The organism is candidate division WOR-1 bacterium RIFOXYB2_FULL_36_35, from assembly GCA_001771505.1.
GTDB lineage: Bacteria > Margulisbacteria > WOR-1 > XYC2-FULL-46-14 > XYC2-FULL-37-10 > XYB2-FULL-36-35.
Map to the genome: position 1 here is coordinate 23,819 of MEUA01000019.1, position 22,519 is coordinate 46,337.

Annotated in this window: 36 protein-coding genes; all 36 read right to left on the reverse strand. The window is 37.1% G+C overall.

What is annotated here, in order from left to right:
* Nucleotides 1–18: 18 nt before the first annotated feature.
* Nucleotides 19–414: a 30S ribosomal protein S9 gene (locus A2290_03840; protein OGC15549.1), complete on the reverse strand. Its 396-nt coding sequence runs from the start codon at nt 412–414 to the stop codon at nt 19–21.
* A gap of 167 nt (nt 415–581) precedes the next feature.
* Nucleotides 582–1,007: a 50S ribosomal protein L13 gene (locus A2290_03845; protein OGC15505.1), complete on the reverse strand. Its 426-nt coding sequence runs from the start codon at nt 1,005–1,007 to the stop codon at nt 582–584.
* A 69-nt stretch (nt 1,008–1,076) separates the two neighbouring features.
* Nucleotides 1,077–1,424: a 50S ribosomal protein L17 gene (locus tag A2290_03850; protein ID OGC15506.1), complete on the reverse strand. Its 348-nt coding sequence runs from the start codon at nt 1,422–1,424 to the stop codon at nt 1,077–1,079.
* On the reverse strand, nt 1,408–2,361 hold the full coding sequence (locus tag A2290_03855; protein OGC15550.1) for a DNA-directed RNA polymerase subunit alpha: 954 nt from the start codon (nt 2,359–2,361) through the stop codon (nt 1,408–1,410). Before A2290_03855 ends, A2290_03850 begins: the two co-directional genes overlap by 17 nt.
* Nucleotides 2,362–2,437: 76 nt before the next feature.
* Entirely contained in the window at nt 2,438–3,043 is a 606-nt protein-coding gene (locus A2290_03860; GenBank protein OGC15507.1) for a 30S ribosomal protein S4, read from the reverse strand.
* On the reverse strand, nt 3,043–3,429 hold the full coding sequence (locus A2290_03865; GenBank protein OGC15508.1) for a 30S ribosomal protein S11: 387 nt from the start codon (nt 3,427–3,429) through the stop codon (nt 3,043–3,045). Before A2290_03865 ends, A2290_03860 begins: the two co-directional genes overlap by 1 nt.
* Nucleotides 3,430–3,435: 6 nt before the next feature.
* Nucleotides 3,436–3,816, reverse strand: a complete 381-nt coding sequence (locus A2290_03870) for a 30S ribosomal protein S13 (GenBank protein OGC15509.1) — start codon at nt 3,814–3,816, stop codon at nt 3,436–3,438.
* A 68-nt stretch (nt 3,817–3,884) separates the two neighbouring features.
* Nucleotides 3,885–3,998: a 50S ribosomal protein L36 gene (locus A2290_03875; protein OGC15510.1), complete on the reverse strand. Its 114-nt coding sequence runs from the start codon at nt 3,996–3,998 to the stop codon at nt 3,885–3,887.
* Nucleotides 3,999–4,003: 5 nt separating this feature from the next.
* Nucleotides 4,004–4,222, reverse strand: a complete 219-nt coding sequence (locus A2290_03880; protein ID OGC15511.1) for a translation initiation factor IF-1 — start codon at nt 4,220–4,222, stop codon at nt 4,004–4,006.
* A complete protein-coding gene (locus A2290_03885) occupies nt 4,212–4,973 on the reverse strand; it encodes a type I methionyl aminopeptidase (protein OGC15512.1) in 762 nt (253 codons plus the stop codon). The genes A2290_03880 and A2290_03885 overlap by 11 nt, the downstream gene beginning before the upstream one ends.
* Nucleotides 4,970–5,602: an adenylate kinase gene (locus A2290_03890; protein ID OGC15513.1), complete on the reverse strand. Its 633-nt coding sequence runs from the start codon at nt 5,600–5,602 to the stop codon at nt 4,970–4,972. Before A2290_03890 ends, A2290_03885 begins: the two co-directional genes overlap by 4 nt.
* On the reverse strand, nt 5,599–6,861 hold the full coding sequence (locus A2290_03895) for a preprotein translocase subunit SecY (protein OGC15514.1): 1,263 nt from the start codon (nt 6,859–6,861) through the stop codon (nt 5,599–5,601). Before A2290_03895 ends, A2290_03890 begins: the two co-directional genes overlap by 4 nt.
* The gene (locus A2290_03900; GenBank protein ID OGC15515.1) at nt 6,855–7,289 is read right to left on the reverse strand and encodes a 50S ribosomal protein L15; all 435 of its coding nucleotides are present in this window, start codon (nt 7,287–7,289) and stop codon (nt 6,855–6,857) included. Before A2290_03900 ends, A2290_03895 begins: the two co-directional genes overlap by 7 nt.
* Complete coding sequence (locus A2290_03905) at nt 7,282–7,797, reverse strand: 30S ribosomal protein S5 (protein OGC15516.1); 516 nt, start codon at nt 7,795–7,797, stop codon at nt 7,282–7,284. Before A2290_03905 ends, A2290_03900 begins: the two co-directional genes overlap by 8 nt.
* Entirely contained in the window at nt 7,797–8,111 is a 315-nt protein-coding gene (locus tag A2290_03910) for a 50S ribosomal protein L18 (GenBank protein ID OGC15517.1), read from the reverse strand. Before A2290_03910 ends, A2290_03905 begins: the two co-directional genes overlap by 1 nt.
* A gap of 2 nt (nt 8,112–8,113) precedes the next feature.
* Nucleotides 8,114–8,665, reverse strand: coding sequence for a 50S ribosomal protein L6 (locus tag A2290_03915; protein ID OGC15518.1), 552 nt, complete (start codon nt 8,663–8,665; stop codon nt 8,114–8,116).
* 18 nt (nt 8,666–8,683) lie between these two features.
* Complete coding sequence (locus tag A2290_03920) at nt 8,684–9,091, reverse strand: 30S ribosomal protein S8 (protein OGC15519.1); 408 nt, start codon at nt 9,089–9,091, stop codon at nt 8,684–8,686.
* Between the two features lie 10 nt (nt 9,092–9,101).
* Nucleotides 9,102–9,287 carry a 30S ribosomal protein S14 type Z gene (locus tag A2290_03925; GenBank protein OGC15520.1) on the reverse strand — a complete coding sequence of 62 codons (186 nt, stop codon included), beginning with the start codon at nt 9,285–9,287 and terminating at the stop codon, nt 9,102–9,104.
* Between the two features lies 1 nt (nt 9,288).
* Nucleotides 9,289–9,831, reverse strand: a complete 543-nt coding sequence (locus tag A2290_03930; protein ID OGC15521.1) for a 50S ribosomal protein L5 — start codon at nt 9,829–9,831, stop codon at nt 9,289–9,291.
* 14 nt (nt 9,832–9,845) lie between these two features.
* The gene (locus tag A2290_03935; GenBank protein OGC15522.1) at nt 9,846–10,178 is read right to left on the reverse strand and encodes a 50S ribosomal protein L24; all 333 of its coding nucleotides are present in this window, start codon (nt 10,176–10,178) and stop codon (nt 9,846–9,848) included.
* 2 nt (nt 10,179–10,180) lie between these two features.
* Nucleotides 10,181–10,552: a 50S ribosomal protein L14 gene (locus A2290_03940; GenBank protein OGC15523.1), complete on the reverse strand. Its 372-nt coding sequence runs from the start codon at nt 10,550–10,552 to the stop codon at nt 10,181–10,183.
* Nucleotides 10,533–10,853, reverse strand: a complete 321-nt coding sequence (locus A2290_03945) for a 30S ribosomal protein S17 (GenBank protein OGC15551.1) — start codon at nt 10,851–10,853, stop codon at nt 10,533–10,535. Before A2290_03945 ends, A2290_03940 begins: the two co-directional genes overlap by 20 nt.
* A gap of 15 nt (nt 10,854–10,868) precedes the next feature.
* A complete protein-coding gene (locus A2290_03950; GenBank protein OGC15524.1) occupies nt 10,869–11,060 on the reverse strand; it encodes a 50S ribosomal protein L29 in 192 nt (63 codons plus the stop codon).
* A complete protein-coding gene (locus A2290_03955) occupies nt 11,057–11,464 on the reverse strand; it encodes a 50S ribosomal protein L16 (GenBank protein OGC15525.1) in 408 nt (135 codons plus the stop codon). The genes A2290_03950 and A2290_03955 overlap by 4 nt, the downstream gene beginning before the upstream one ends.
* Nucleotides 11,442–12,128 (reverse strand): 30S ribosomal protein S3, encoded by a 687-nt coding sequence (locus tag A2290_03960; protein ID OGC15526.1) that lies wholly within the window; start codon nt 12,126–12,128, stop codon nt 11,442–11,444. The genes A2290_03955 and A2290_03960 overlap by 23 nt, the downstream gene beginning before the upstream one ends.
* Nucleotides 12,128–12,469, reverse strand: a complete 342-nt coding sequence (locus A2290_03965; protein ID OGC15527.1) for a 50S ribosomal protein L22 — start codon at nt 12,467–12,469, stop codon at nt 12,128–12,130. The genes A2290_03960 and A2290_03965 overlap by 1 nt, the downstream gene beginning before the upstream one ends.
* Nucleotides 12,466–12,750, reverse strand: coding sequence for a 30S ribosomal protein S19 (locus tag A2290_03970; GenBank protein ID OGC15528.1), 285 nt, complete (start codon nt 12,748–12,750; stop codon nt 12,466–12,468). The genes A2290_03965 and A2290_03970 overlap by 4 nt, the downstream gene beginning before the upstream one ends.
* Nucleotides 12,747–13,577, reverse strand: coding sequence for a 50S ribosomal protein L2 (locus tag A2290_03975; GenBank protein OGC15529.1), 831 nt, complete (start codon nt 13,575–13,577; stop codon nt 12,747–12,749). The genes A2290_03970 and A2290_03975 overlap by 4 nt, the downstream gene beginning before the upstream one ends.
* On the reverse strand, nt 13,574–13,858 hold the full coding sequence (locus A2290_03980; protein ID OGC15530.1) for a 50S ribosomal protein L23: 285 nt from the start codon (nt 13,856–13,858) through the stop codon (nt 13,574–13,576). Before A2290_03980 ends, A2290_03975 begins: the two co-directional genes overlap by 4 nt.
* Entirely contained in the window at nt 13,859–14,479 is a 621-nt protein-coding gene (locus A2290_03985; GenBank protein ID OGC15531.1) for a 50S ribosomal protein L4, read from the reverse strand. It abuts the gene before it with no gap.
* On the reverse strand, nt 14,476–15,084 hold the full coding sequence (locus A2290_03990) for a 50S ribosomal protein L3 (protein ID OGC15532.1): 609 nt from the start codon (nt 15,082–15,084) through the stop codon (nt 14,476–14,478). Before A2290_03990 ends, A2290_03985 begins: the two co-directional genes overlap by 4 nt.
* A complete protein-coding gene (locus A2290_03995; GenBank protein OGC15533.1) occupies nt 15,081–15,395 on the reverse strand; it encodes a 30S ribosomal protein S10 in 315 nt (104 codons plus the stop codon). The genes A2290_03990 and A2290_03995 overlap by 4 nt, the downstream gene beginning before the upstream one ends.
* A gap of 13 nt (nt 15,396–15,408) precedes the next feature.
* Nucleotides 15,409–17,499, reverse strand: coding sequence for a translation elongation factor G (locus A2290_04000; protein ID OGC15534.1), 2,091 nt, complete (start codon nt 17,497–17,499; stop codon nt 15,409–15,411).
* A gap of 9 nt (nt 17,500–17,508) precedes the next feature.
* Nucleotides 17,509–17,979: a 30S ribosomal protein S7 gene (locus A2290_04005; GenBank protein OGC15535.1), complete on the reverse strand. Its 471-nt coding sequence runs from the start codon at nt 17,977–17,979 to the stop codon at nt 17,509–17,511.
* A gap of 1 nt (nt 17,980) precedes the next feature.
* On the reverse strand, nt 17,981–18,367 hold the full coding sequence (locus tag A2290_04010) for a 30S ribosomal protein S12 (GenBank protein ID OGC15536.1): 387 nt from the start codon (nt 18,365–18,367) through the stop codon (nt 17,981–17,983).
* Entirely contained in the window at nt 18,367–22,518 is a 4,152-nt protein-coding gene (locus A2290_04015) for a hypothetical protein (protein ID OGC15552.1), read from the reverse strand. Before A2290_04015 ends, A2290_04010 begins: the two co-directional genes overlap by 1 nt.
* Between the last annotated feature and the right edge of the window lies 1 nt (nt 22,519).

Here is a 22,519-nt window from a genome sequence, read left to right on the forward strand (position 1 = left end):
GTCGATTATATCAAAAATTTATCGTTTTGTATATTGGAAAGCTTTCCTTGCTTTTTTGAGTCCATATTTTTTACGTTCTTTCATGCGCGGATCTCTTTTTAATAAATCAAGAGGTCGAAGAATTTTACGTAAATCAAAGCTAAACTCAACCAAAGCTCTCGCAATACCAAGTCTAACAGCATCTGCCTGCGCCGAAACCCCTCCTCCGCTTACTTTAGCAGAAATATCAAAACTCTCAACCAAATTTGTCTCTTTAAGTGGAGAAAGAATATTAGAAAGCAGCACAGCTCTATTACAAAAATATTTTTCATAAGGGAGTGAATTAACATAAATTTTCCCTGATCCTTTTAATATACTAACAGAAGCAATAGCTGTTTTTCTTCTACCTGTCCCTATAAATGTCTCCCCTCCAATTTTAGCTTCAACAGGTGATTGAAGCTCTTTAACATAAGAAGATTTCAACTCAGATCCCTTTTGTTCTTCAGGTTTCTCTTCCTTTTTAACATTGATTGCCTTTTTTTTCTCAATTACCGGGGTCTTCTTTTTTATTTGTTTTTTTTCAGACATATCTCCTCCCCAAATTAAATATCTAAAACTTTACCAGAAACTTCTTTGATTTCCGGATAAATTGTAAGCTTTTTTATCATCTTTCTGCCCAGGGGTCCTTTTGGCAACATCCCTTTTACTGCAAACCACAATAAACGCCTCGGATCACGCTGCCGAACAACACGCAAAGACAACAACTTATCCCCTCTAGGGTATCCAGAATGAGAAAAATACAACTTTTCATCCTCTTTTTTCCCTGAAACTTTTATGTATTTTGCATTCAAAATAATGACCTTATCACCAACATCAACGTGGGGGGTATATAAAGGTTTATGTTTTCCTCTTAAGATATGTGCTATTTTCGCAGCTACTCTTCCTAAGATTTTATTCTTTACATCCACAACATATATCTCTCTTTTTACATCTTTTCCTTTCATCGAAAAAGTTTTGCCTTTATTCATCTTTTTTTCCTCTCTAATCAATTATTTATTAAATCATACTATAACTAATCCAACAGTTGTTTATGAAGTTTAGGTAAATTCAATCAATACCAAAGGAGCTGCATCCCCGCGACGCACTCCAATTTTCGTCAATCGAGTATACCCTCCATTTTTATCTGAAAAACCAGAAGAAATCTCTTCCAATTTTTTAACTAATGTCCTATTCTTTAATGTTTGATAAATTTTTCTTCGTGCAGCAAGTGTTTTCTTCTTCCCCAGTGTAATCAGCTTCTCTGTCATTTTACCTATCTCTTTACCACGGGTAACCGTTGTCTTAATTTTTCCATATTGTATAAGAGAAGCAACTCCACCTCTTAACAAAGCTAAACGCTGATCTGTTGGCCTACTAAGTTTTTTTAACTTATATTTGTGCCTCATCGCTCGCTCCCTTAAAACTTAATTTATATTCAGCAAGTTTTTCTTTAACCTCTAGCAAAGATTTACCTCCAAAATTCTTAAACTTCATAAGCTCCTCTTCGCTAAAAGAAATAAGCTCTCCAACGGTATTAATGTTAGCCCTTTTTAAACAATTAAGCGATCTGGCAGACAATTCTAAGTCCTCAAGCGACATCTCCAAGATAGAAGTTTCTACTTCTTCTGTTTTTTCTGCGGCCCCAGCAGAAACCTCCATTGGTTCACCTAAATTAACGAAAAGATCTATGTGCTTACTTAATATCTTTGCACTCTCGCGAACTGCATCGTCCGGTTTAATCGTGCCATCTGTCCAAACGTGAAGAACAAGACGATCATGATCTATCTCTTGCCCAACTCGTACCTCTTCAATTACCATGTTAACTTTTAAGACTGGAGTAAAAATAGAATCTATCGGAATAGCTCCAACAGGAAGAGTAGCTTTTTTATTTCTTTCCTGGGGAACATACCCCTTACCTCGCTCGACAATCATCTCCATATCAAAATTCACATTACTGTCAAGAGTTGCTATAACTTTATCAGGATTTATTATTTCAATTTCCGCATCATGTTCTATCTCTCCTGCAGTTAAAACCCCCTTCTTTTTTGTTTTTAATGTTACTACTTTTGGTGTATCAGAATGGGACCTAAAACGAACCTCTTTTAAATTAAGTATTATTTGTAAAACATCCTCCACCACCCCTTCTACAGTAGCAAACTCATGAGAAATTCCATCTATTCGCATAGAAGTAATAGCCGCGCCAGTAAGAGAAGAGAGCAAAACTCTTCTCATGGCATTCCCTAAAGTTGCACCATACCCCCGATCCAGTGGTTCAACAACAAATCTACCATAAGTATCTGATTCCTCTTCATATCTAACCCAAGGTTTGTCACCCAACATTATCACAAACTTTCCTCCTTTAATTTGATTAAAAACCATCCCCAACCCCTCACATCCTTACCTTTTTTAATCTCTCTTTTTACTTAGAATAATGTTCAACTATCAACGAGACCTGAATAAGTTTTTCTAAATCTTCACCTTCAGGTATTTTAACAATCTTACCAACAAAATTTTCATCAAAACTCAGCCACGACGGTAAAGTATATTCTTTTAATGCTTCACGTCTGGCATCTAAAAACTTTGATTTAACAACAATCAAATCGTTAACCTTTGCCTGGTAAGAAGGAATATTAACTCTTCTATTATTTACATTCACATGACCATGCCTTACAATTTGCCTTGCTGCTTGCCTTGAAGGAGCAAATCCCAATCTAAAAACAACATTATCCAACCTTCCTTCTAAAAGTTGCAACAAAACTTCTCCCGTAACGCCCGCTTTTTTTGAAGCTAGTTCAAAGTATTTACGAAATTGCCTTTCAACTAATCCATAAATTCTTTTTGCTTTTTGTTTTTCTCTAAGCCTAATTGCATATTCTGTCAATCGCACAGTGGCTGCTCCATGCTGTCCTGGTGGATATTTTCTTCTCTCAACAGAACATTTGCCAGTATAACAACGCTCTCCTTTTAAAAAGAGCTTCTCTCTCTCTCTGCGACAATGCTTACATGTGGAAGGTGTTCTTCCCACTAGACTCTCCTCCTTTTTTTAGGCCTACAACCATTATGCGGAATAGGGGTAACATCTTTAATAGATAAAATAGATAAACCCGATGCCTGCAGTGCCCTAATAGCTGTCTCTCTTCCAGATCCTGGCCCTTTTACTAAAACATCAACCTCTTTTACTCCTACTTCCAAAGCTTTACGACCCACATTTTCAGCTGCTAATTGAGCCGCAAATGGAGTCCCCTTTTTAGTCCCTTTAAAGCCTACAGCTCCAGAAGAAGAAGAGACAATGGCTTCTCCATTTGGACCTGTTATGGTAACAATAGTATTGTTAAAAGTAGCTTTTATATACGCTATCCCCCTGATAATCCCTTTTTTAATCTTTACTCTTTTTTTAGTAGCTTCTGCCATATATTATTAACCTCTCTTCTCCTCTTGTTTTTTACCGCCAACTGTCTTTCGCATTCCTCGTTTAGTACGAGCATTTGTCCGTGTCCTTTGTCCTCGACATGGTAAATTTTTACGATGACGATTTCCACGATAACTATTTATATCTTTTAATCGCTTAATATTTTGAGAGATCTCCTTTCGTAAATCTCCCTCTGTAAGATATTCCTTTAAAACATCTCTTATCCTTAAAACTTGGTCATCTGTAAGATCTTTCGCTTTTATTGAAGGGTCTATATCCGCATCTCTAAGAATTTTACCAGATAGCGCTTTTCCTACTCCATAAAGATAGGTAAGCCCTATCTCTATCCGTTTTCCAGATGGAATATCCACCCCTGATATTCTCGCCATTTATTTGCCCTCCTAATTATCTTGTAAACCTTATATTTTACAAATTACAAAATACTATTAATCAATCCTCATCCCTGTCTTTGTTTGTGTTTTGGATTTTCACAAATAACCCGTACCACGCCTTTGCGACGAATAATTTTACATTTCACACACATTTTTTTTACTGATGCCCTAACCTTCATATTTCTTACCTCGCTCTATATGTAATTCTACCTCTTGTTAAATCATAGGGAGAAAGCTCGATTTTAACTTTATCCCCGGGTAAAATACGAATAAAATTTTTTCTTATCTTACCAGAAACATGCGCTAATACTATTTGCCCTGTCTCAACTTTTACTCTAAACAAAGCATTGGGTAAAGCTTCAACAACTTCACCCTCCAATTCAATAACATCCTTATTTCCCATTATATTTACCTCTAGTTAAAATCTCTGGCTCATTTTCAGTTATTAAGATTGTATCCTCAAAATGAGCTGATAAAGTTCTATCAGCCGTAACTACAGTCCATCCGTCATCTAACGTCTCCACTTGGCTAGCGCCAATATTTAACATCGGCTCAATAGCCAAAACCATACCTTTCTTAAGCTTTACTCCAGTCCCCCTCACACCAAAATTAGGTATTAAGGGATCTTCATGTAAACTACGTCCAATCCCATGTCCAAATAAATCTTTTACAACAGAAAAACCAGCATCTGTTGCAACCTTTTCTATTGCGTAAGAAATATCCCCTAAATTATTACCGGCCCTAGCCTGGAGAATAGCCTTTTTTAAGGCCTCTTTCGCAGCAGCTAGAAGCTTTTTCGCATGAGCAGAAATTTTACCGACAGGAAACGTCCTCGCTGCATCCCCATAAAAACCTTTATAAATCGCTCCTACATCAAAGCTAACAATATCCCCATCCATTAATTCCACATCTGAAGGCAATCCATGAACAACTTCAGAGTTAATTGATATACAAGTTGCGTGCCTAAAACCTCTATATCCCTTAAAAGCAGGAGAACCTCCTAAACTAACTATCAGCTCTTCAGCTATAGTATCTAATTTTTTAGTTGTAATTCCTGTTTTTATTTCTTTTTCAATGTTCAATAAAATTTTTTCAACTATCTTACAAGCCTCCCGAATTTTCTCTATGTCTTCAGGAGTCTTTATGAATATCATGCACCTAACGCCTCAACCAAACCAGAAAAGATATCGTCAATAGCGCCTCTAGCATCGATCTTTATTATTTTTTTCTTATTTTCATAAAGCTCAACCAAAGGTTTTGTAGATTCTTCATAAACATTATATCTCTTTTTTATAATCTCAGCTCTATCATCTTCTCTCTGATAAAGCTGAGATCCACATTTGTCACATATCCCATCATTTTTAGGAGGATTGTACTTTATATGAAAAACAGCTCCACATTTACAGCTTAATCTTCCTGAATTTCTTTCAATAATAGATTCAATTGGAGCAGAAAAATATATAACTTTAAAATCCCTTTCTTTTAAAATATCCTCCAAGGCTTCGGCCTGTTTCAAAGATCGAGGAAATCCATCCAATATCAAACCACTCTTCGAGTCATCTTTTTGCAGCCTCTCTTGAGTAAGCTTTATTGTTATGTTGTCAGGAACAAGTTTTCCTGATTCCATAAAAGATTTTATCTCTTTTCCAATCTCAGTCTCATTGCGAACAGCTTCTCTTAACATATCCCCAACTGCAACATGAGGAATTCCTAATTTTTCAGCTAATTTTTTAGCTTGAGTCCCTTTACCGCTGCCCGGTGGACCTAAAAATATATAAATCACGCTATCAACCCTTCATATTGCCTAGTTACAAGATGTGTCTCTATCTGGCGAACAAGATCCATGGCAACCCCAACAACTATAAGGAGAGCCGTAGAACCTAAACCTTGAAAACTTGTTATACGAGTCAAACTTTCGACTGAATTTGGAATTATTGCAACCAATCCCAAGAATAATGCGCCTATAAGGGTTAAGCGAGAAACAACATACTCAAGATACTGAGCGGTAGGCTGCCCAGGTCTAATTCCAGGCACAAACCCGCCATATTTCTTCATGTTCTCAGCCAAATCCTTAGGATTAAAACTTATTGCAGTATAAAAATAAGTAAAGAAAAAAATCAAAATAAAATAAAGCCAAAGATATAAATTTCCACTTGGAGACAACCAACTAGATATTTTCTGCATAAAAGGAAATGGCATAAACTGAGCTAGAGTCGCTGGAAAAAGCAATACCGATGAAGCAAAAATGATTGGAATAACTCCTCCCTGATTCACCTTCATCGGAATAAAAGTATTTCCCCCTCCATACATTTTTCGTCCTACAACCCTTTTTGCATACTGGACAGGAATTTTACGCTGCCCCTCTTGAATAAAAACAATAGCCATAACCATAAAAATCAAAAAAGAGATCAAAATAGCAACGCCTATTAAACTGGCGCCACCTTTTACAAGCGTTACTGTCTGAGCAATATAAGAAGGGATCCTGGCCACAATTCCAACAAAAATAATCATCGACGCCCCGTTCCCAATCCCACGTTCAGTAATAAGTTCTCCAAGCCACATAACAATTATAGCTCCGGCAGTTAAAGAGACTACCGTCCCTAAAAGAAATAAAGGGAAATTAACCCCTTCATGCAAAACGCCTCTCAACCAAAAAGCCATCCCTGTTGATTGAAGTACAGCTAAGATTACTGTCAGATAACGAGTATATTGAGATATCTGCTTTCTGCCTGCTTCTCCTTCTTTTGAAAGCTCTTCCAGTTGAGGAATAACAATAGTCAGAAGTTGCATTATGATTGAAGCATTAATATAAGGAACAATTCCCATAGCAAAAACAGAAAACCTCATCAAAGCTCCACCAGTAAAAAGATCCAAAAACCCTAAAAGATTCCCTTGCCCAAAAAGAGCAGTTAATTTTTCAGAATCAACGCCCGCAACAGGAATATGAGACCCTAGCCTAAAAACCAATACCATAAAAGCAGTAAATATAAACTTCTTTCTTAAATCAACAATATTAAAAAGTGATTTTAAAGTATCTAACATTTAATTGCTTTTCCACCTGCTTTTTCTATAATCTCTTTAGCTTTTTTACTAAAAGCATGAGCAGTAACATTAAGAGGCTTATCCAAAGTACCAACTCCAAGAATTTTCACTTTATCCCCATTTTTAATTAAAGAGGCTGCTTCAAATTGGCTAATACCAACATCGGAATTAAATCTGTTAAGAGCAACAATATTTACAGGCGCATAAACAGTTCGAAAAGGATAATTTTTAAATCCTCTCTTCTTAGGCAACCTTCTATAAAAAGGAGTTTGGCCTCCTTCAAAATAGACCCCTTTTGTTCCTCCCGATCTGCTCTTTTGTCCCTTATGTCCTCGGCCAGAAGTCTTTCCATGCCCAGAACTAGTTCCCCTTCCAACTCTTTTTGCCTTCTTTTTGGGTTTAGGTTTTAACGATTTTAAATCAAACATTTTGAACATACCTCACATCTATCTTTTTGCCTCTAAGAATCTCAAATTCCGACTGTATTTTTAAATTTGACAAAGCATCAATAGTAGCCCTGGCAGTATTAACAGCATTACTAGAACCTATAGATTTACCTACAACATCACGCACCCCAGCTAATTCTAAAATAACCCTGACGGATCCACCAGCAATAACTCCTTTCCCTGAAGGAGCTGGTTTTAAAAGAACAAAACTTGCTCCAAGTTTTCCAGAAATCTCATGAGCAATAGTTCCACCAATCAATTCAATCGTCACTAAAGATTTTTTTGCCGCTTCCACAGCTTTGCGAATAGCAGAGGAGACTTCAGATGCTTTGCCTAATCCTACGCCAACTCTTCCTTTTTTATCTCCAACTATAGCCAAAACACGAAAACCCATCCTTTTTCCGCCTTTTACGACCTTAGTAACCCTTCTAACTTGAACAACTCTTTCCTCAAATTCCTTTGGTTCATTAAAATTTCTTTCTCTAACCATTAAAAATTCAGCCCCCCCTCACGAGCAGCATCTGCAAAAGCTTTTATACGCCCATGATATTTAAACTTTCCTCTATCAAAAACTACTTTTGTCACGCCTTCTTCTTTTGCTCTTTTTGCAATTTCTTTTCCCAATACAACCGATCTTTCCATTTTGTTTCCCTTTTTCACAATTTGTGTTGATAAACCAACTATTGTTTTTTGAGAATCATCATCGATTATTTGCGCATGTATATGCTTTAAACTTTTATATACATTCAATCGCGGACGTTCAACATTGCCAAAAATTTTTTTTCTCTTATTAATACTTTTCATAATTATGCTCCAGCTCCAACTTTTGCAGCTTTACCAACCTTACGCCTAACAATTTCACCTTCATATTTAATCCCTTTTGCTTTATAAGGTTCGACTTCTCTCACAGCCCTTATATTTGCAGCAATCTGACCGACAAGATGCTTGTCAAATCCTAAGACTTTTACCTTGTTCTGCCCTTCCACCTTAAAAGATATTCCATCGGGAGGATCCATCTCAACCGGATGAGAATATCCCATCGAAAGAACAAGTTTCTTTCCTTGCAACGAAGCACGATATCCAACGCCGCTTATCTCTAAATCCTTTTCAAACCCTTCTGAAACACCCTTTACCATATTAGCAATATATGCCCTTAAAAATCCATTCAACGATCTGATTCTTTTAGTCTCTTTTTTCTTAGATACAGTCAAAACATCTCCTTCAATTTTTACTTCAAGAGTATCCGGAATTTGAACCTTCAAAGTCCCTTTAGTTCCACTAACGATTACTTCATTTTCTTTTATCTCAATATTAACACCTTTAATAATTTTTACAGGCGCTTTTCCTACTCTAGACATTTCTCCTCCTATAAAAGACTAATATACAAAAAGCAAAACCTCTCCGCCAAGTCTCTTTTTTCTTGCCTCCTCACCAGCCATAACTCCGTGAGAAGTAGAAACAAGAGAAATACCAAATCCCGACTGAACCCTCGGTATTTTACCAACTCCAACATAATACCTTCTTCCCGGCCTACTAACCTGTTTAATCTCAGAAATCACAGACTTAGACATTTTTCCATATTTATTAGAAGCATATTTCAATGTTACACGAAGTATTTTTTTCCCTCCCCGGCTTAATACTTCACTTCCGCCCAAAAACCCCTCATCAATCAACACCTTACAAATCTTATCTTTAAATTTTGAAAAAGGAATATCAATTATATTCTTCTTTCTTAAGATAGCATTCTTTACACTTGTTATAAATTCAGAAACAGGTTCTCTCATTTTTTTCTCCTCACCAACTTGATTTTACTACACCCGGTAACTCACCCTTATGTGCCGCAGCTCTAAAACAAATCCTACAAATTCCAAATTTACGTATATAGGCTCTCGCTCTACCGCAAACAGAACATCGGTTGCGAATACGCACAGCAAATTTAGGCCCCCGCTTTGCTCTTTCCAGCCAACATTTTTTCGCCATATTATTTCTCCTTAAAAGGAATACCAAGCCCTTTTAATAAAGATTTAGCCTCTTTATCGGTCTTGGCAGAAGTTACAATAACTATATTCATTCCTCGAACTTTATCAACCTTATCATAATCCACTTCCGGAAAAATCAATTGCTCTCTAATACCAAAAGAATAATTCCCTCTCCCGTCAAAAGAATCTTCAGGCAATCCTTTAAAATCTCTAACCTTTGGCAAACTTATATTTATGAGTTTATTCAAAAACAGATACATCTTCTCTCCGCGAAGGGTCAACATACATCCTATAGGATCACGAGCCTTAAGCTTAAAATTGGCAATGCTTTTTTTTGCTTTTTTAATAACCGCGTGCTGTCCCCCAATTTCCGACATTTCAGCAGCAGCAATGTCAACAGACTTTGGATTTTGTGGCCCTTCTTTCACTCCCTCAGACAAAACAACCTTCACCACATGGGGAATTTCTAATATATTTTTATAGCCAAACTCATCTTTCAATTTCTTTACTACTTCAGTTGAATATTTTTCTTTTAAATTCTTCATATATTTATTATTCCTTAACTTTTATCAATTATTGCTTCACATTTTTTACAGATTCGTAAGCCCTCTTTGTCTTTTCCAAGACGAGATGGTTCATTACACTTTGAACATACAACCATAAGATTACTCATATCAATCGAACCAGGTTTTTCTATAATTCCTCCCTGAAAATTACGTGTAGGCTTTTGGTGTTTCTTAACAATATTTATACCTTCAACAATAGCCCTGTTTGATTTTGTAAGTAGCCTTAAAACTTTTCCTTTTTTTCCTTTATCTTTGCCGGCAAGAATCAACACTTTGTCATCTTTCTTGATTTTTAATTTTTTATTTTTAACTTTTACTCGATACATTATTAAACAACCTCCGGAGCTAAAGAAATTATTTTCATAAAATTCTTTTCTCTTAATTCTCTAGAAACAGGGCCAAAGACACGTGAGCCTATAGGATTACTGTCCGCCTTGTTAATTATAACAACAGCATTATCATCAAAAGAGATCCAAGAGCCATCCTTACGTCTAACCTTTTTCCTCAGTCTAATAATAACGGCATAAACAATCTGCGCATCCTTAACCTGCATATTGGGAGTGGCATCTTTAACAACACCAACAATAATATCTCCCAATCCGGCATATCTGCGTCCACTAGATCCAACAACCCTAATACACAAGATTTTACGGGCCCCACTATTGTCAGCAACTTTTAATCTAGTCCCTGATTGAATCATTTTCTTTCTCTTCCTTTTCCTTCGTTTTTTCTTTTTTCTTTGGCAATTCTCTAATCTTTAATTTTACTTTTCCCAAAATTCTCACAATTCTATAAAATTTACGTTTTGATATCGGCCTAGTCTCCATAATTTCAACCAAATCACCAATAGTCGCCTCTTTTTTATCATCATGAACAAGAAATTTTTTATATGTTTTTACGACTTTCCCATATTTTTTGTGGGAAAAAACACTCTCAACCTGCACAACAACAGTCTTCTCTGCCCCCTCTTTTATAACTACTCCCTCTTTTATCTTACGCATTTTTCTATCCATATATTATTTCCAACCTTTTTCTCTCATAATAGTTAAAACCCTTGCTATATCCCTTCTAACAAATCTGCGCTGAAGAGGATTTTTATCCTCTCCTTTGGCTTTAGCAAAACGAAAGTTTTTAAATTCAATCGCCAAAGTCTGATACTCTTTTATTAATTCTTCTTTTGTTTTTTCTCTGAGTTCGGCTATATTCATCTGACCTTCACCATCCTAACTTTTAAAGGAAGTTTAAACGCGGCAAGTCTAACTCCCTCCATTGCATCAACCTCTCCAATTCCAGCCATTTCAAATAAAACATGACCTTTCTTTATTCCCGCAATAAATTTTTCAGGCGCGCCTTTTCCTCCCCCCATACGAGTCTCAGCAGGCCTGGAACAAAAAGGCTTATCAGCCAATACTCTGACCCATATTTTTCCATTTCTTTGCAAAAAATGCGATAAAGCTTTTCTTGCAGATTCAATCTGATTAACAGTCAAATACCCTGTCTCTGAAGCCTGTATTCCAAACTCTCCAAATTTCAAAGTATTTCCTTTTGCAGCCTCTCCCCGCAATCTTCCTCTCTGACTTTTTCTAAATTTAGTTTTCCCTGGCTGTAACATCGTTTGCTTTTAACTCCTCTTTTACTTCTTTCTTTTGAGGTAAAACATCTCCCTTATAAATCCAGACTTTTACCCCTATTTTCCCGTATATTGTCATAGCTTCACAAAACCCATAATCAATTCTTGCCCTTAAAGTATGTAGAGGAACTCTTCCCACCCTATACCATTCCTTTCTGGCAATTTCAGATCCCCCCAAACGCCCACCCAATTTAACTTTAATTCCTTTAGCTTTTGCCCTAAGTACACGAGTCACAGCTTGTTTCATAGCACGTCTATAAGCAACGCGTTTCTCAAGTTGAGCAGCTATATTTTCAGAAACAAGTTGAGATGATGTCTCCGGATTTGGATCTTCATGAATATTAAGTTGCACGGGCTTTCCTATCAATTTTACAACTTCATCTCTTATAAGGGAAACACCTTTTCCCCCTCTTCCAATAATAAGTCCCGGTTTCGCAGAATATACATCAATCCCAACCTGGTTTGCCCTGCGAGATATTTTTATTTTTGATATCCCAGCCTTATAAAGATGGTTTTTCAAAAACTTTCTTATGACCCTATCTTCTGTAAACAACTTAGCATAGTCTGCCTTGTTTGCATACCAGATAGAATCCCATTCTTCAATAACACCTAATCTAAAACCTTTTGGATGTGTCTTCTGTCCCACTATTCTTCCTCCTTATTGGACACATAAACTGTAATATGACTAAGACGCTTCTTAATAGGAAACGCCCTGCCTCTCGCACGAGGACGAAATCTTTTTAACATCCCCGCACCATCAGCAACTATTTTTTCTATAATAAGATTATCTTTCTGCATTTTATAATTATTAACAGCATTTGCAGCTGCAGACTCAATAAGCTTATAAATAATCTTTGCAGACTTATGAGGCATAAATTTCAAGGCGGCAAGAGCTTCAGTAATATTTTTTCCGCGCAAAAGTTTCATAATACGCCTGAATTTTAAAGGTGAAACCCTAATCCATTTAAATTGTGCTTTAGCCATCATGTTAATGCCGCCGTCTGTTTAGTAGGCGCTGTATGTCCCCTAAACACCCTTGTATGAGCAAATTCGCCTAATTTATGCCCGATCATAGACTCAGTTATATAAACCGGTATGTGTTTAATTCCATTATGCACGGCAATAGTAAGCCCTATCATTTCAGGAATAACCGTAGAACGCCTGGACCAAGTCTTTATAACTTTTTTATCTCCAGAATCAATCGATTTTTGAACCTTTCTCATTAAATGATCATCTACAAAAGGCCCTTTTTTACGTGAACGACTCATCCTTTCCTCCTTCGTAAAATAAACCTATCGGAAACTCTTTTTCCACGTCTAGTCTTATAACCTAAAGTCTTTTTACCCCATTTACTAAGTGGCCCACTACGTCCGATACCAGCCCGACCCTCTCCTCCTCCGTGAGGATGGTCACAGGGATTCATGGCTGCGCCTCTAACATAAGGACGGCGACCCATATGTCTGGTTTTCCCTGCTTTACCCCTAGATATATTTTTATGATCAATATTACCAAGCTGGCCTATAGTCGCTTTGCAAGTAATATGCACCATCCGTTGTTCCCCAGATGGCAATCTTAAAATTGCATAATCGCCCTCTTTTGCAAGAAGGTTAATTTGAGCCCCAGCCGAGCGAGCAAATTGCCCACCTCTGCCAGGTTTTAACTCAACATTATGTATAACTGAACCAACAGGAATATTTTTAAGAGGCAAAGAGTTCCCAACTTTAACCTCAGCTTCACTTCCCGATTCAACATTGTCTCCAACTTTTAAGCCTAAGGGTGCAAGAATATATCTTTTTTCTTTGTCTTTGTATTCTACCAACGCTATTCTCACATTTCTGTTTGGATCATATTCTATCCCCATAACAACAGCCGAAATATTCTCTTTATTGCGCTTAAAATCTATTAAACGATAAATCCTCTTTGCTCCACCCCCACGATGGCGAGATGAAATTCGTCCTTTAAAACCCCTTCCTGATTTCTTTGCTAATTTTACACAAAGCGATTTTTCCGGCGAAAACTTTGTAATATCATCATAGTTATCAACTATTTGAAATCTTGTGCCTGGAGATGTTGGTCTTTTCTGTTGTAATGTCATGCCACTTCAAGCTCCTCTATTTTTTTGCCTTCAGGAAGAAGAACATAAGCCTTTTTATAAGATGCAGTACGGCCCACCTTAGAACCTACAATCCTTCTTTTTCCTCCAATCTTAACAGTCTTAACAGATAACGGCAACACTCTGAACAACTTACTAATTGCAGATTTCACATCAACCTTGGTTGCTTTAGGATGAATTTTAAAAACATAAACATTGTTCGTTCTAGCATTCAAAGCTTTTTCCGTTATAATCGGCTCAAGTATTATTTGATGTGGATTCATCTAAAACATCTCCCTAAGTTTATTAACTGCAGATTCTGTCATAAGCAAAATATCCGCATTTAATAAATCAAAAACATTTAAATTTTCACAACTTAAAACTTTAATATTTCTTAAATTCCTCGATCCTAAGCTTAATTCTTTTGAAATTTTATCAACAACAACAACAACTTTCTTTTCTGACAAATTAAAACTATCCAAAATATCTTTAACTAATTTTGTCTTTGGCTGATCTATGTTAAAATCTTTAACAATTTTAAGCTTATCTCCTCTGGCCTTATCAGAAAGAACAACTCTTAAAGCAAGTTTTCTAATCTTTCTAGGAAGATGAAAACTATAATCTCTAGGCTTTGGCCCAAAAATTACCCCACCATGCCGCCAAAGAGGAGATCTAATTGATCCTGCCCTTGCTCTACCTGTCCCTTTTTGTTTCCAAGGTTTAACCCCTCCACCTCGAACTTCAGCCCTTGTTAAAGTAGAATGTGTTCCTGAACGTTTTGAGTTTAGAAGCCATCTTAAAGTAGAATGGACAACCTCTACATTTTCTTTAACGCCAAAAAGATTAGAATCAGCTTCCATATCTCCGAGACTTTTTCCTTTTAAATCAAAAATCTTTAATTTCATATTTTTACAATCTCCACAATATTTCCTTTGGGACCAGGAACAGACCCTTTAACCAATAAAAGATTCTTCTCCGTATCAACGCTAACTATTTTAACTTTTCTGTTCGTAACTCTTTTTGCTCCCATATGTCCAGGCATATTAAGTCCTTTATACACTCTGCCAGGTGTAGTCCCTGCGCCAATAGACCCTGTCAGCCTGTGAGATTTACTGCCATGGGTCATAGGCCCTCGATGATGATGCCATCTTTTTGTCGTTCCAGCAAAACCCTTCCCTATACCAATTCCAGCTATGTTAACCATATCTCCAATATTAAAAACATCTACTTTTATCTCTTGCCCTATCTTATATTCATCAACATTTTCAATAGAAAATTCCACTATATGTTTAAGCTTATTTTCTTTTAAAAATCCAGTAAGCGGCTTATTAAGCTTTTTAGCAAGCATAAAACCTAATTGAATTGCATTATACCCATCTTTGACTTTTGTTCTAATACCAACAACACGACAATTCGCAGCTTCAAGGACAGTAACACCAACAACATCACCTCTGTCATTAAAAATTTGTGTCATTCCTATTTTTTTAGCCAATAGTCCTTTTGTACTCATTTCAATTTTATCTCCACATCTACCCCCGAAGGAAGATCAAGTTGCATTAAAGCATCAACTGTATCTTTTGGAGGGTCTAAAATATCTATTAATCTTTTATGAGTGCGGATTTCAAAATGCTCACGAGATTTTTTATCTACGTGAGGAGACCTTAACACACAATAGATTTCCTTTTTTGTCGGCAAAGGTATAGGGCCTGATACAGCAGCTTTTGCCCTCTTAGCAGTTTCAACAATCTTTTTGGCCGATTCATCCAGTAGCCTGTGATCATAACTCTTTAATTTTATTCTAATTCTTTGTCTTTTTGCCATAAATTTACCTTCCCTATGCCTTTGTTGCTCCAGAAACTTGAGCAATTATCCCCTCTGCTATATTTTTAGGAACTTCCTCGTAATGAGAGAATTCCATACTATAAGTACCCCTGCCTTGCGTACGACTTCGCAAATCAGTTGCATAACCAAACATGTTTGCCAGAGGAGCTTTTGCCTTAATAATTTGCAGCCCAGCATTCATTTCCATCCCTTCAACTTTTCCTCTCCTACTACTTAAATCGCCAATAACATCTCCCATATACTGTTCTGGAACAGTCACTTCAATTTTCATCGTTGGTTCCAAAATAACAGGCTTACTCTTTCTCACCGCATCTTTTAAAGCCATTGATCCTGCTATTTTAAATGCAATTTCCGAAGAATCTACATCATGATATGATCCATCAAAAAGAATAGCTCTAAGATCAATTACGGGATATCCCGCAATAACCCCAGTAGTCATGGCCTCTCTTATCCCATTCTCTACCGCAGGAACATACTCTCTGGGAATAGATCCACCCACAATATCATTAACAAATTCAAACCCTTTTCCAGCCTCCATAGGCTCAACTTTTATCCAAACGTGTCCATATTGACCACGTCCACCAGTCTGACGAATAAATTTGCCTTCCACTTCTGCATTACCTCTTATTGTCTCTTTGTAAGCAACTTGAGGTTTTCCAACATTTGCCTCAACTTTAAATTCCCTAAGAAGTCTGTCAACAATAATTTCTAAATGCAATTCTCCCATACCAGAAATAATAGTTTGTCCAGTCTCCTGGTCTGTTCTAATCCTAAAAGTTGGATCTTCTTCTGCCAACCTTGCAAGAGAAAGACTAAGTTTTTCTTGATCAGCTTTTGTTTTAGGCTCAATTGCAACAAATATAACCGGTTCCGGGAATACTATAGATTCTAAAATTATCTGCTTATCCTCATCGCAAAGAGTATCGCCTGTCCCTGTATCTTTTAACCCAACCGCAGCAGCAATATCTCCAGCCCCCACTTCCTCTATGTCTTCTCTTTTATTTGAATGCATCTGAAGTATACGTCCAATTCTTTCTCTTCTCCCTTTAGATGCATTTAAAATATATGATCCGGACTTTAAAACTCCAGAATAAACACGGAAAAAAGTAAGTCTTCCTACAAAAGGATCAGCCATAATTTTAAAAGCAAGTCCAGCAAACGGCTCTTCATCATTAGGAGCACGTTCTTCTTCTTCCCCTGTTTTAGGATTTATCCCCTTAACTGGAAGAACATCCGAAGGAGCCGGAAGACAATCAATTATAACATCCAATAAAGGTTGAACTCCTCTATTTTTAAAAGCACTTCCACAAGTTATTGGAACGATTGAAGCTGAAATTGTAGCTTTTCTTAAAGCTGACTTAATTTCCTCTACAGATAATTCAGTTCCATTCAGATATTTTTCAAGAAGAGAATCATCTGTCTCTGCAACACTTTCAAGCATTTTCTCCCTAAATTTCTTTGCCTTATCAGCAAGATCTGTAGGGATATCCGTCTCTCTAAATTTAATTCCTATATCATCTTCATAAATAATAGCCTTCATCGTTACTAAGTCTATCACTCCCTGAAAGTTATCTTCTGCGCCAATAGGAATTTGAATAGGTACTCCTTTAACTAACAAACGATCATTAATTTGTTGATAAACCCTATAAAAATCGGCACCCGTACGATCCATCTTGTTTATAAAAGCGATCCTAGGAACTTTATATTTAGTCGCCTGCCTCCAAACTGTCTCAGATTGAGGCTGAACACCTCCAACAGCACAAAAAACAACAACAACTCCATCCAAAACTCTCATTGACCGTTCAACCTCAACGGTAAAATCAACGTGACCGGGAGTATCAATAATATTTATTCTATAATCTTTCCAAAAAGTAGTAATAGCCGCAGATGTAATTGTTATACCACGCTCTTTTTCTTGTTCCATCCAGTCAGTCGTAGTATTCCCCTCATCAACGTTTCCTATTTTATGTATTTTACCTGAATAAAATAACACTCTTTCGGTAGTAGTTGTCTTTCCTGCGTCAATATGTGCCGCAAATCCTATGTTTCTATATTTAGATAAGTTTTTTTCTCTCTCCGCCATTTTTCTCTCCTACCATCTAAAATGTGCAAAAGCTTTATTAGATTCAGCAGTCTTATGCATATCTTCTTTTTTCTTCATTGCAACCCCCACCCCATTAAAAGAATCTAATAATTCTAAAGTCAACTTTTCAACCATCCCTTTTCCTGCCCTCTCACGAGCGGCATCTCTTAACCATTGCATCGCCAAGGCTTTGCCTCTTTCAGAAGTTACCTCAATCGGGACTTGATATGTTGCCCCTCCTACACGACGAGATTTCACTTCCATCAAAGGAGACAAATTATGTAAAACAGTTTTAAAAATTTCAATGCCGTCTTTCTTAAGCTTATCTTCCACAGCCTTAAGCGAAGAATAAACTAACTTTTCGGCCAAACTCTTCTTTCCATCATACATCACTTTGTTTATAAACCTCTGAATGTCAACGTTTCCATACACTGCATCCCCAACAAATTTTCTTTTTGATATTTTTCCACTTCTTGGCATACTAAACCTTAGCTCCTCCCTTTGGGCGTTTCGCTCCATATTTTGAGCGACTCTTATGACGATTTTGAACCCCCAAAGTATCTAATGACCCTCTTACTATATGATAACGGACTCCTGGCAAATCCTTAACTCTCCCACCTCTAACTAAAACGACTGAGTGTTCCTGTAAATTATGACCCACTCCCGGGATATATGCTATTATCTCCATCCCACCCGCTAAACGAACTTTTGCAACCTTCCTCAATGCAGAGTTGGGTTTTTTGGGAGTAGTGGTATAAACACGCGTGCATACTCCTCGTTTTAATGGATTTCCTTTCAAAGCAGGTGATTTTGTTTTCCATTTTTTATTTTTTCTGTCTCTTCTTAATAACTGATTTATCGTTGGCATTAAAGTATATCTCCTGTTACTGGCGTTAAATCTAAGTCTCTATATTTTTCAAATCCCGTTCCAGCAGGTATTAATCTGCCGATGATTACATTCTCTTTTAAACCATACATTTTATCTATTTTTCCACGAATTGCCGCATCGGTCAAAACTCTTGCCGTCTCTTGGAATGAGGCTGCCGAAATAAAACTTTCAGTGGTCAAGGAAGCTTTTGTTATTCCTAAAAGAACTTCCTCTCCTTCAGCTTTTTCTTTTGTAATTTCTTTATTAACAGCATCAAGCGTAAGTTTGTCAATAAGTTCTCCAGGCAAAAGAGTCGAATCTCCAGGTTTCAAAATTCTCATGCGTCTAGTCATTTGCCTTACGATAACCTCAATATGCTTATCATTTATAGTCACGCCCTGAGCTCTATAAATTTTCTGAACCTCATCCACCAAATGCCTCTGTACAGCTGTAACTCCCAAAATCCTAAGAAGGTCATGAGGATTAACTGTCCCTTCTGTCATTTGAGCACCCTTATGGACTCTATCTCCCTGGGTAACTTTCAAGCGAACCTCATAAGGGACAGAGTATTCTTTCCCTTCATCCTTACCAGAAACAGTCAATAAGCGTAAACCTTCTTTTTCAGAAATTAAAACCGTGCCATCAATTTCAGAAAGCAATGCAGCATCTTTAGGCCTACGAGATTCAAACAACTCTTCGACTTTTGGAAGTCCTTGAATAATATCTTTAGTTTTAGAAGGATCCCTACGAATAGCTTCAATTTTTGCTAAAACGTCATAAGCTTCGACAGAAGCGCCATCTTCTACCATAAGTTTTGAAGAAGCAATAAGAATATAACTCTCTCCTGATGCTACAGAAATTGTTTTCGCATCTACTTTAATAACTTTTCCGGAAGTTTTAGAAGTAATAGAGGATGCTATTTCATCCCCTGCCATAACATTGTCCCCAACTTTAACCAAGATTTTTGAATCAGAAGGAACACTATAATCTTTTTCAATTTTAGGATTATAAACAAAAATTTCTCCATCTTTTTTTGAAATTATTTCAGAGATTACTCTGGCGCCAACCCGTTTTTTTCTCGATAAAACATCTATTCCTATATATTTAACTTTGCCCGGCGCAGAAGAGATAACAAATTCATAAGTAGGATCATATTCAGCCAAGACTTCGCCCGCACTAACATGATCTTTTAGTTTAACTTTTAAATATGCTCCACCCGGCAGTAAGTAGGATTCTTTCTTGTCTCCTATTTTAAGGATAATATGACCGCTACGCGTAATCATCTTCACCCTATTCCCCAGATCATCTTCAACTTCCTTCATTTCAATCCCTTCACCAAAAGTAACAATCCCTCCATGCTTACATTTTATTAAAGTTTTACTGGCTTTATGCAAAGCAACTCCACCAATATGAAAGGTTCTCATGGTAAGCTGAGTTCCAGGCTCTCCAATACTTTGAGCCGCTATAGTGCCTACAGCTTCCCCAATATTTACAACATTACCGGTTGAAAGATCTTTACCATAACAGACACGACACAAGCCCCTGCTTGCCTTACATGTCAATGAAGATCTCACCGCAACTTTTTCAATTCCAGCTTCCCGCAAAACGTCAGCCAGATCTTCACCAATTTCAACGCCAGCCTTAACCAAAACTTTACCACTTATAGGATCAACAACATTTTTGATAGGATAACGCCCAATAAGACGTTGAGATAAAGGTAGTATTTCCTCAAACCCTTCACGGACAGAAGACAAAACAAGCCCTTCATCAGTGCCACAATCCTCCTCTGTAATCATTACATCTTGGCTTACATCAACAAGCCTGCGAGTAAGATAACCAGAATCAGCTGTACGTAGAGCTGTATCCACTATACCTTTTCTTGCACCGTAAGAAGAGATAAAATATTCTGTAACACTCAAACCCTCTTCAAAGTTTGTAAGAATAGGTATGGGAATAATATTTCCTGAAGGATCTGCCATAAGACCGCGTATTCCTGCAAGCTGCCTTACCTGTTGGACGTTTCCACGAGCGCCAGAAAAAGCCATCATATAAACAGAATTCAACTCATCCAAACCTTTTAACATTGCATTTGTCACTTCTTCCGTAACATTGCTCCATATGTCAAGAGAACGAATAAATTTTTCATTTTGAGATAATGTCTCTTCTTTAACTAAACGCTCAAGCTCCGCCACCTCAGCTTTAGCTTTTTCTATTATCTTCTTTTTCTCTTCCGGAACTTTAAGATCCGCAATGGAAATAGAAACTCCGGCAATTGTTGCATATTTAAACCCTAAACGCTTTATTTCATCTGCAACATGAGATGCAACCACAGCTCCAAACCGGGTATAACACTCCAATATAAGTTTTTCCAGCTCTTTTTTATTTACTACAAAATTGAGATATTTTATCTTTTCATCAGGAGAAACTCTTTGGGTTATAGCCTTTTTAATTGTGAAATTAAACTTAATACGGCCGACTGTAGTTTCAATAATTTGTCCTTCAAGGCGAACCTTAACTTTGCTGTGAAGGTGTAGCTGATCAAGATCATGCGCAATCATAGCTTCCCATTCATTAGAGAAAATACGCCCAGCTCCAAACTTTTGTTTTTCATCCAAATAGGTCATATAATAAGTTCCTAGCACCATATCCTGGGTAGGAGTAATTATTGGTCTGCCTGAAGCAGGAGATAAAACATTGTTAGAAGAAAGCATAAGCAACCTAGACTCAACCTGAGCCTCAGTAAGAAGAGGGACGTGAACAGCCATCTGGTCTCCGTCAAAATCCGCATTAAATGCAGGACATACTAAAGGATGGAGCTGAATGGCTTTTCCTTCAACCAAAATCGGCTCAAAAGCTTGAATGCCTAAACGGTGAAGAGTTGGGGCGCGATTCAATAAAACAGGATGTCCCTTAATTACCTCTTCAAGAATATCCCACACTATAACATCTTCTTTTTCTATCATTCGTTTCGCAGATTTAACATTTTGAGCAAAACTTCTTTCCACAAGCTTACGAATAACAAAAGGTTTAAACAATTCCAAAGCCATTCTTTTTGGAAGACCACATTGATGTATTTTAAGATGCGGCCCAACAACAATAACAGACCGGCCTGAATAATCGGCCCTTTTTCCTAAAAGATTTTGACGAAATCTTCCTTGCTTTCCTTCAATAATATCAGTCAAAGAACGAAGCGGTCTGCCAGTAGAACCAACAACAGAACGTTTCCTTCTCCCGTTATCAATTAAAACATCGACAGCCTCCTGCAACATTCTTTTTTCATTACGAATGATCATATCCGGAGCGCCCATGTTAATCATTTTCTTTAAACGATTATTACGATTTAAAACCCTACGATAAAGATCATTAAGATCAGAAGTTGCAAATCTTCCCCCTTCAAGTTGAACCATCGGCCTTAAATCAGGAGGAATAACAGGCAAATACTCCATTATCATCCACTCAGGGCGATTTTTTGAATTTAAAAAAGCCTCAACCACCCTCAATCTTTTTATTGCTTTTAATCTCCTCTGACCTTCTGAATTTTTAAATTCTTTATTTAACCTAGACGCCAATGCGCTAAGATCTATTCTAGATAACAGTTCACGTATTGCTTTTGCTCCGGTCTCCGCCTTAAAATCATCTTCATGTTTTTCGCATGCTTCGATGTATTCAGCTTCGCGCAAAATTTTTCCAACTTTAAACTTACAACTTCCTGAAACTTCTATAACTATATAGGAATCATAATAAATAACTTCTTCCAACTCTCTTCCTGTTATATCCAAAAGAAGCCCCATATACCCTGGAACAGATCTCAAAAACCAAATATGGGCAACGGGAACAGCAAGTTTAATATGCCCCATTCGCTCACGACGAACTCGAGACGTTGTAACTTCAACGCCACAACGTTCACAAAATATACCACGATAACGAACTCTTTTATATTTTCCGCAATGACATTCCCAGTCTTTAACAGGACCAAAAATCATTTCACAGAACAATCCTTTACGTTCAGGTTTAAAAGTACGGTAGTTAATTGTCTCTGGTTTTTCTACTTCACCAAAAGACCATTCAAGAATACGTTCAGGCGATGCCAAACCTATTTGAATAGCCTCAAATTCAACCCCTTCTTTAGTGTTATTTGACAAAAGCGCCATT

Coding starts and splice junctions, on each gene's coding strand:
- A2290_04005 (OGC15535.1), bottom strand. CDS start 17,979: ATGCCAAGAAGTGGAAAAATATCAAAAAGAAAATTTGTTGGGGATGCA.
- A2290_03970 (OGC15528.1), bottom strand. CDS start 12,750: ATGAGTCGTTCACGTAAAAAAGGGCCTTTTGTAGATGATCATTTAATG.
- A2290_03900 (OGC15515.1), bottom strand. CDS start 7,289: ATGTTTGATTTAAAATCGTTAAAACCTAAACCCAAAAAGAAGGCAAAA.
- A2290_03945 (OGC15551.1), bottom strand. CDS start 10,853: ATGCGTAAGATAAAAGAGGGAGTAGTTATAAAAGAGGGGGCAGAGAAG.
- A2290_03985 (OGC15531.1), bottom strand. CDS start 14,479: ATGAAATTAAAGATTTTTGATTTAAAAGGAAAAAGTCTCGGAGATATG.
- A2290_03955 (OGC15525.1), bottom strand. CDS start 11,464: ATGTTACAGCCAGGGAAAACTAAATTTAGAAAAAGTCAGAGAGGAAGA.
- A2290_03935 (OGC15522.1), bottom strand. CDS start 10,178: ATGTATCGAGTAAAAGTTAAAAATAAAAAATTAAAAATCAAGAAAGAT.
- A2290_03875 (OGC15510.1), bottom strand. CDS start 3,998: ATGAAGGTTAGGGCATCAGTAAAAAAAATGTGTGTGAAATGTAAAATT.
- A2290_03950 (OGC15524.1), bottom strand. CDS start 11,060: ATGAATATAGCCGAACTCAGAGAAAAAACAAAAGAAGAATTAATAAAA.
- A2290_04000 (OGC15534.1), bottom strand. CDS start 17,499: ATGGCGGAGAGAGAAAAAAACTTATCTAAATATAGAAACATAGGATTT.
- A2290_03885 (OGC15512.1), bottom strand. CDS start 4,973: ATGATATTCATAAAGACTCCTGAAGACATAGAGAAAATTCGGGAGGCT.
- A2290_03880 (OGC15511.1), bottom strand. CDS start 4,222: ATGGGAAATAAGGATGTTATTGAATTGGAGGGTGAAGTTGTTGAAGCT.
- A2290_03845 (OGC15505.1), bottom strand. CDS start 1,007: ATGAATAAAGGCAAAACTTTTTCGATGAAAGGAAAAGATGTAAAAAGA.
- A2290_03865 (OGC15508.1), bottom strand. CDS start 3,429: ATGGCAGAAGCTACTAAAAAAAGAGTAAAGATTAAAAAAGGGATTATC.
- A2290_03980 (OGC15530.1), bottom strand. CDS start 13,858: ATGAATCCACATCAAATAATACTTGAGCCGATTATAACGGAAAAAGCT.
- A2290_03850 (OGC15506.1), bottom strand. CDS start 1,424: ATGAGGCACAAATATAAGTTAAAAAAACTTAGTAGGCCAACAGATCAG.
- A2290_03995 (OGC15533.1), bottom strand. CDS start 15,395: ATGGCAAAAAGACAAAGAATTAGAATAAAATTAAAGAGTTATGATCAC.
- A2290_03965 (OGC15527.1), bottom strand. CDS start 12,469: ATGATGGCTAAAGCACAATTTAAATGGATTAGGGTTTCACCTTTAAAA.
- A2290_03895 (OGC15514.1), bottom strand. CDS start 6,861: ATGTTAGATACTTTAAAATCACTTTTTAATATTGTTGATTTAAGAAAG.
- A2290_03910 (OGC15517.1), bottom strand. CDS start 8,111: ATGAAAAGTATTAATAAGAGAAAAAAAATTTTTGGCAATGTTGAACGT.
- A2290_03930 (OGC15521.1), bottom strand. CDS start 9,831: ATGAAGAATTTAAAAGAAAAATATTCAACTGAAGTAGTAAAGAAATTG.
- A2290_03905 (OGC15516.1), bottom strand. CDS start 7,797: ATGGTTAGAGAAAGAAATTTTAATGAACCAAAGGAATTTGAGGAAAGA.
- A2290_03925 (OGC15520.1), bottom strand. CDS start 9,287: ATGGCGAAAAAATGTTGGCTGGAAAGAGCAAAGCGGGGGCCTAAATTT.
- A2290_03915 (OGC15518.1), bottom strand. CDS start 8,665: ATGTCTAGAGTAGGAAAAGCGCCTGTAAAAATTATTAAAGGTGTTAAT.
- A2290_03920 (OGC15519.1), bottom strand. CDS start 9,091: ATGAGAGAACCTGTTTCTGAATTTATAACAAGTGTAAAGAATGCTATC.
- A2290_04010 (OGC15536.1), bottom strand. CDS start 18,367: ATGCCAACGATAAATCAGTTATTAAGAAGAGACAGAAAAAATAAAAAA.
- A2290_03990 (OGC15532.1), bottom strand. CDS start 15,084: ATGAGTACAAAAGGACTATTGGCTAAAAAAATAGGAATGACACAAATT.
- A2290_04015 (OGC15552.1), bottom strand. CDS start 22,518: ATGGCGCTTTTGTCAAATAACACTAAAGAAGGGGTTGAATTTGAGGCT.
- A2290_03870 (OGC15509.1), bottom strand. CDS start 3,816: ATGGCGAGAATATCAGGGGTGGATATTCCATCTGGAAAACGGATAGAG.
- A2290_03975 (OGC15529.1), bottom strand. CDS start 13,577: ATGACATTACAACAGAAAAGACCAACATCTCCAGGCACAAGATTTCAA.
- A2290_03940 (OGC15523.1), bottom strand. CDS start 10,552: ATGATTCAATCAGGGACTAGATTAAAAGTTGCTGACAATAGTGGGGCC.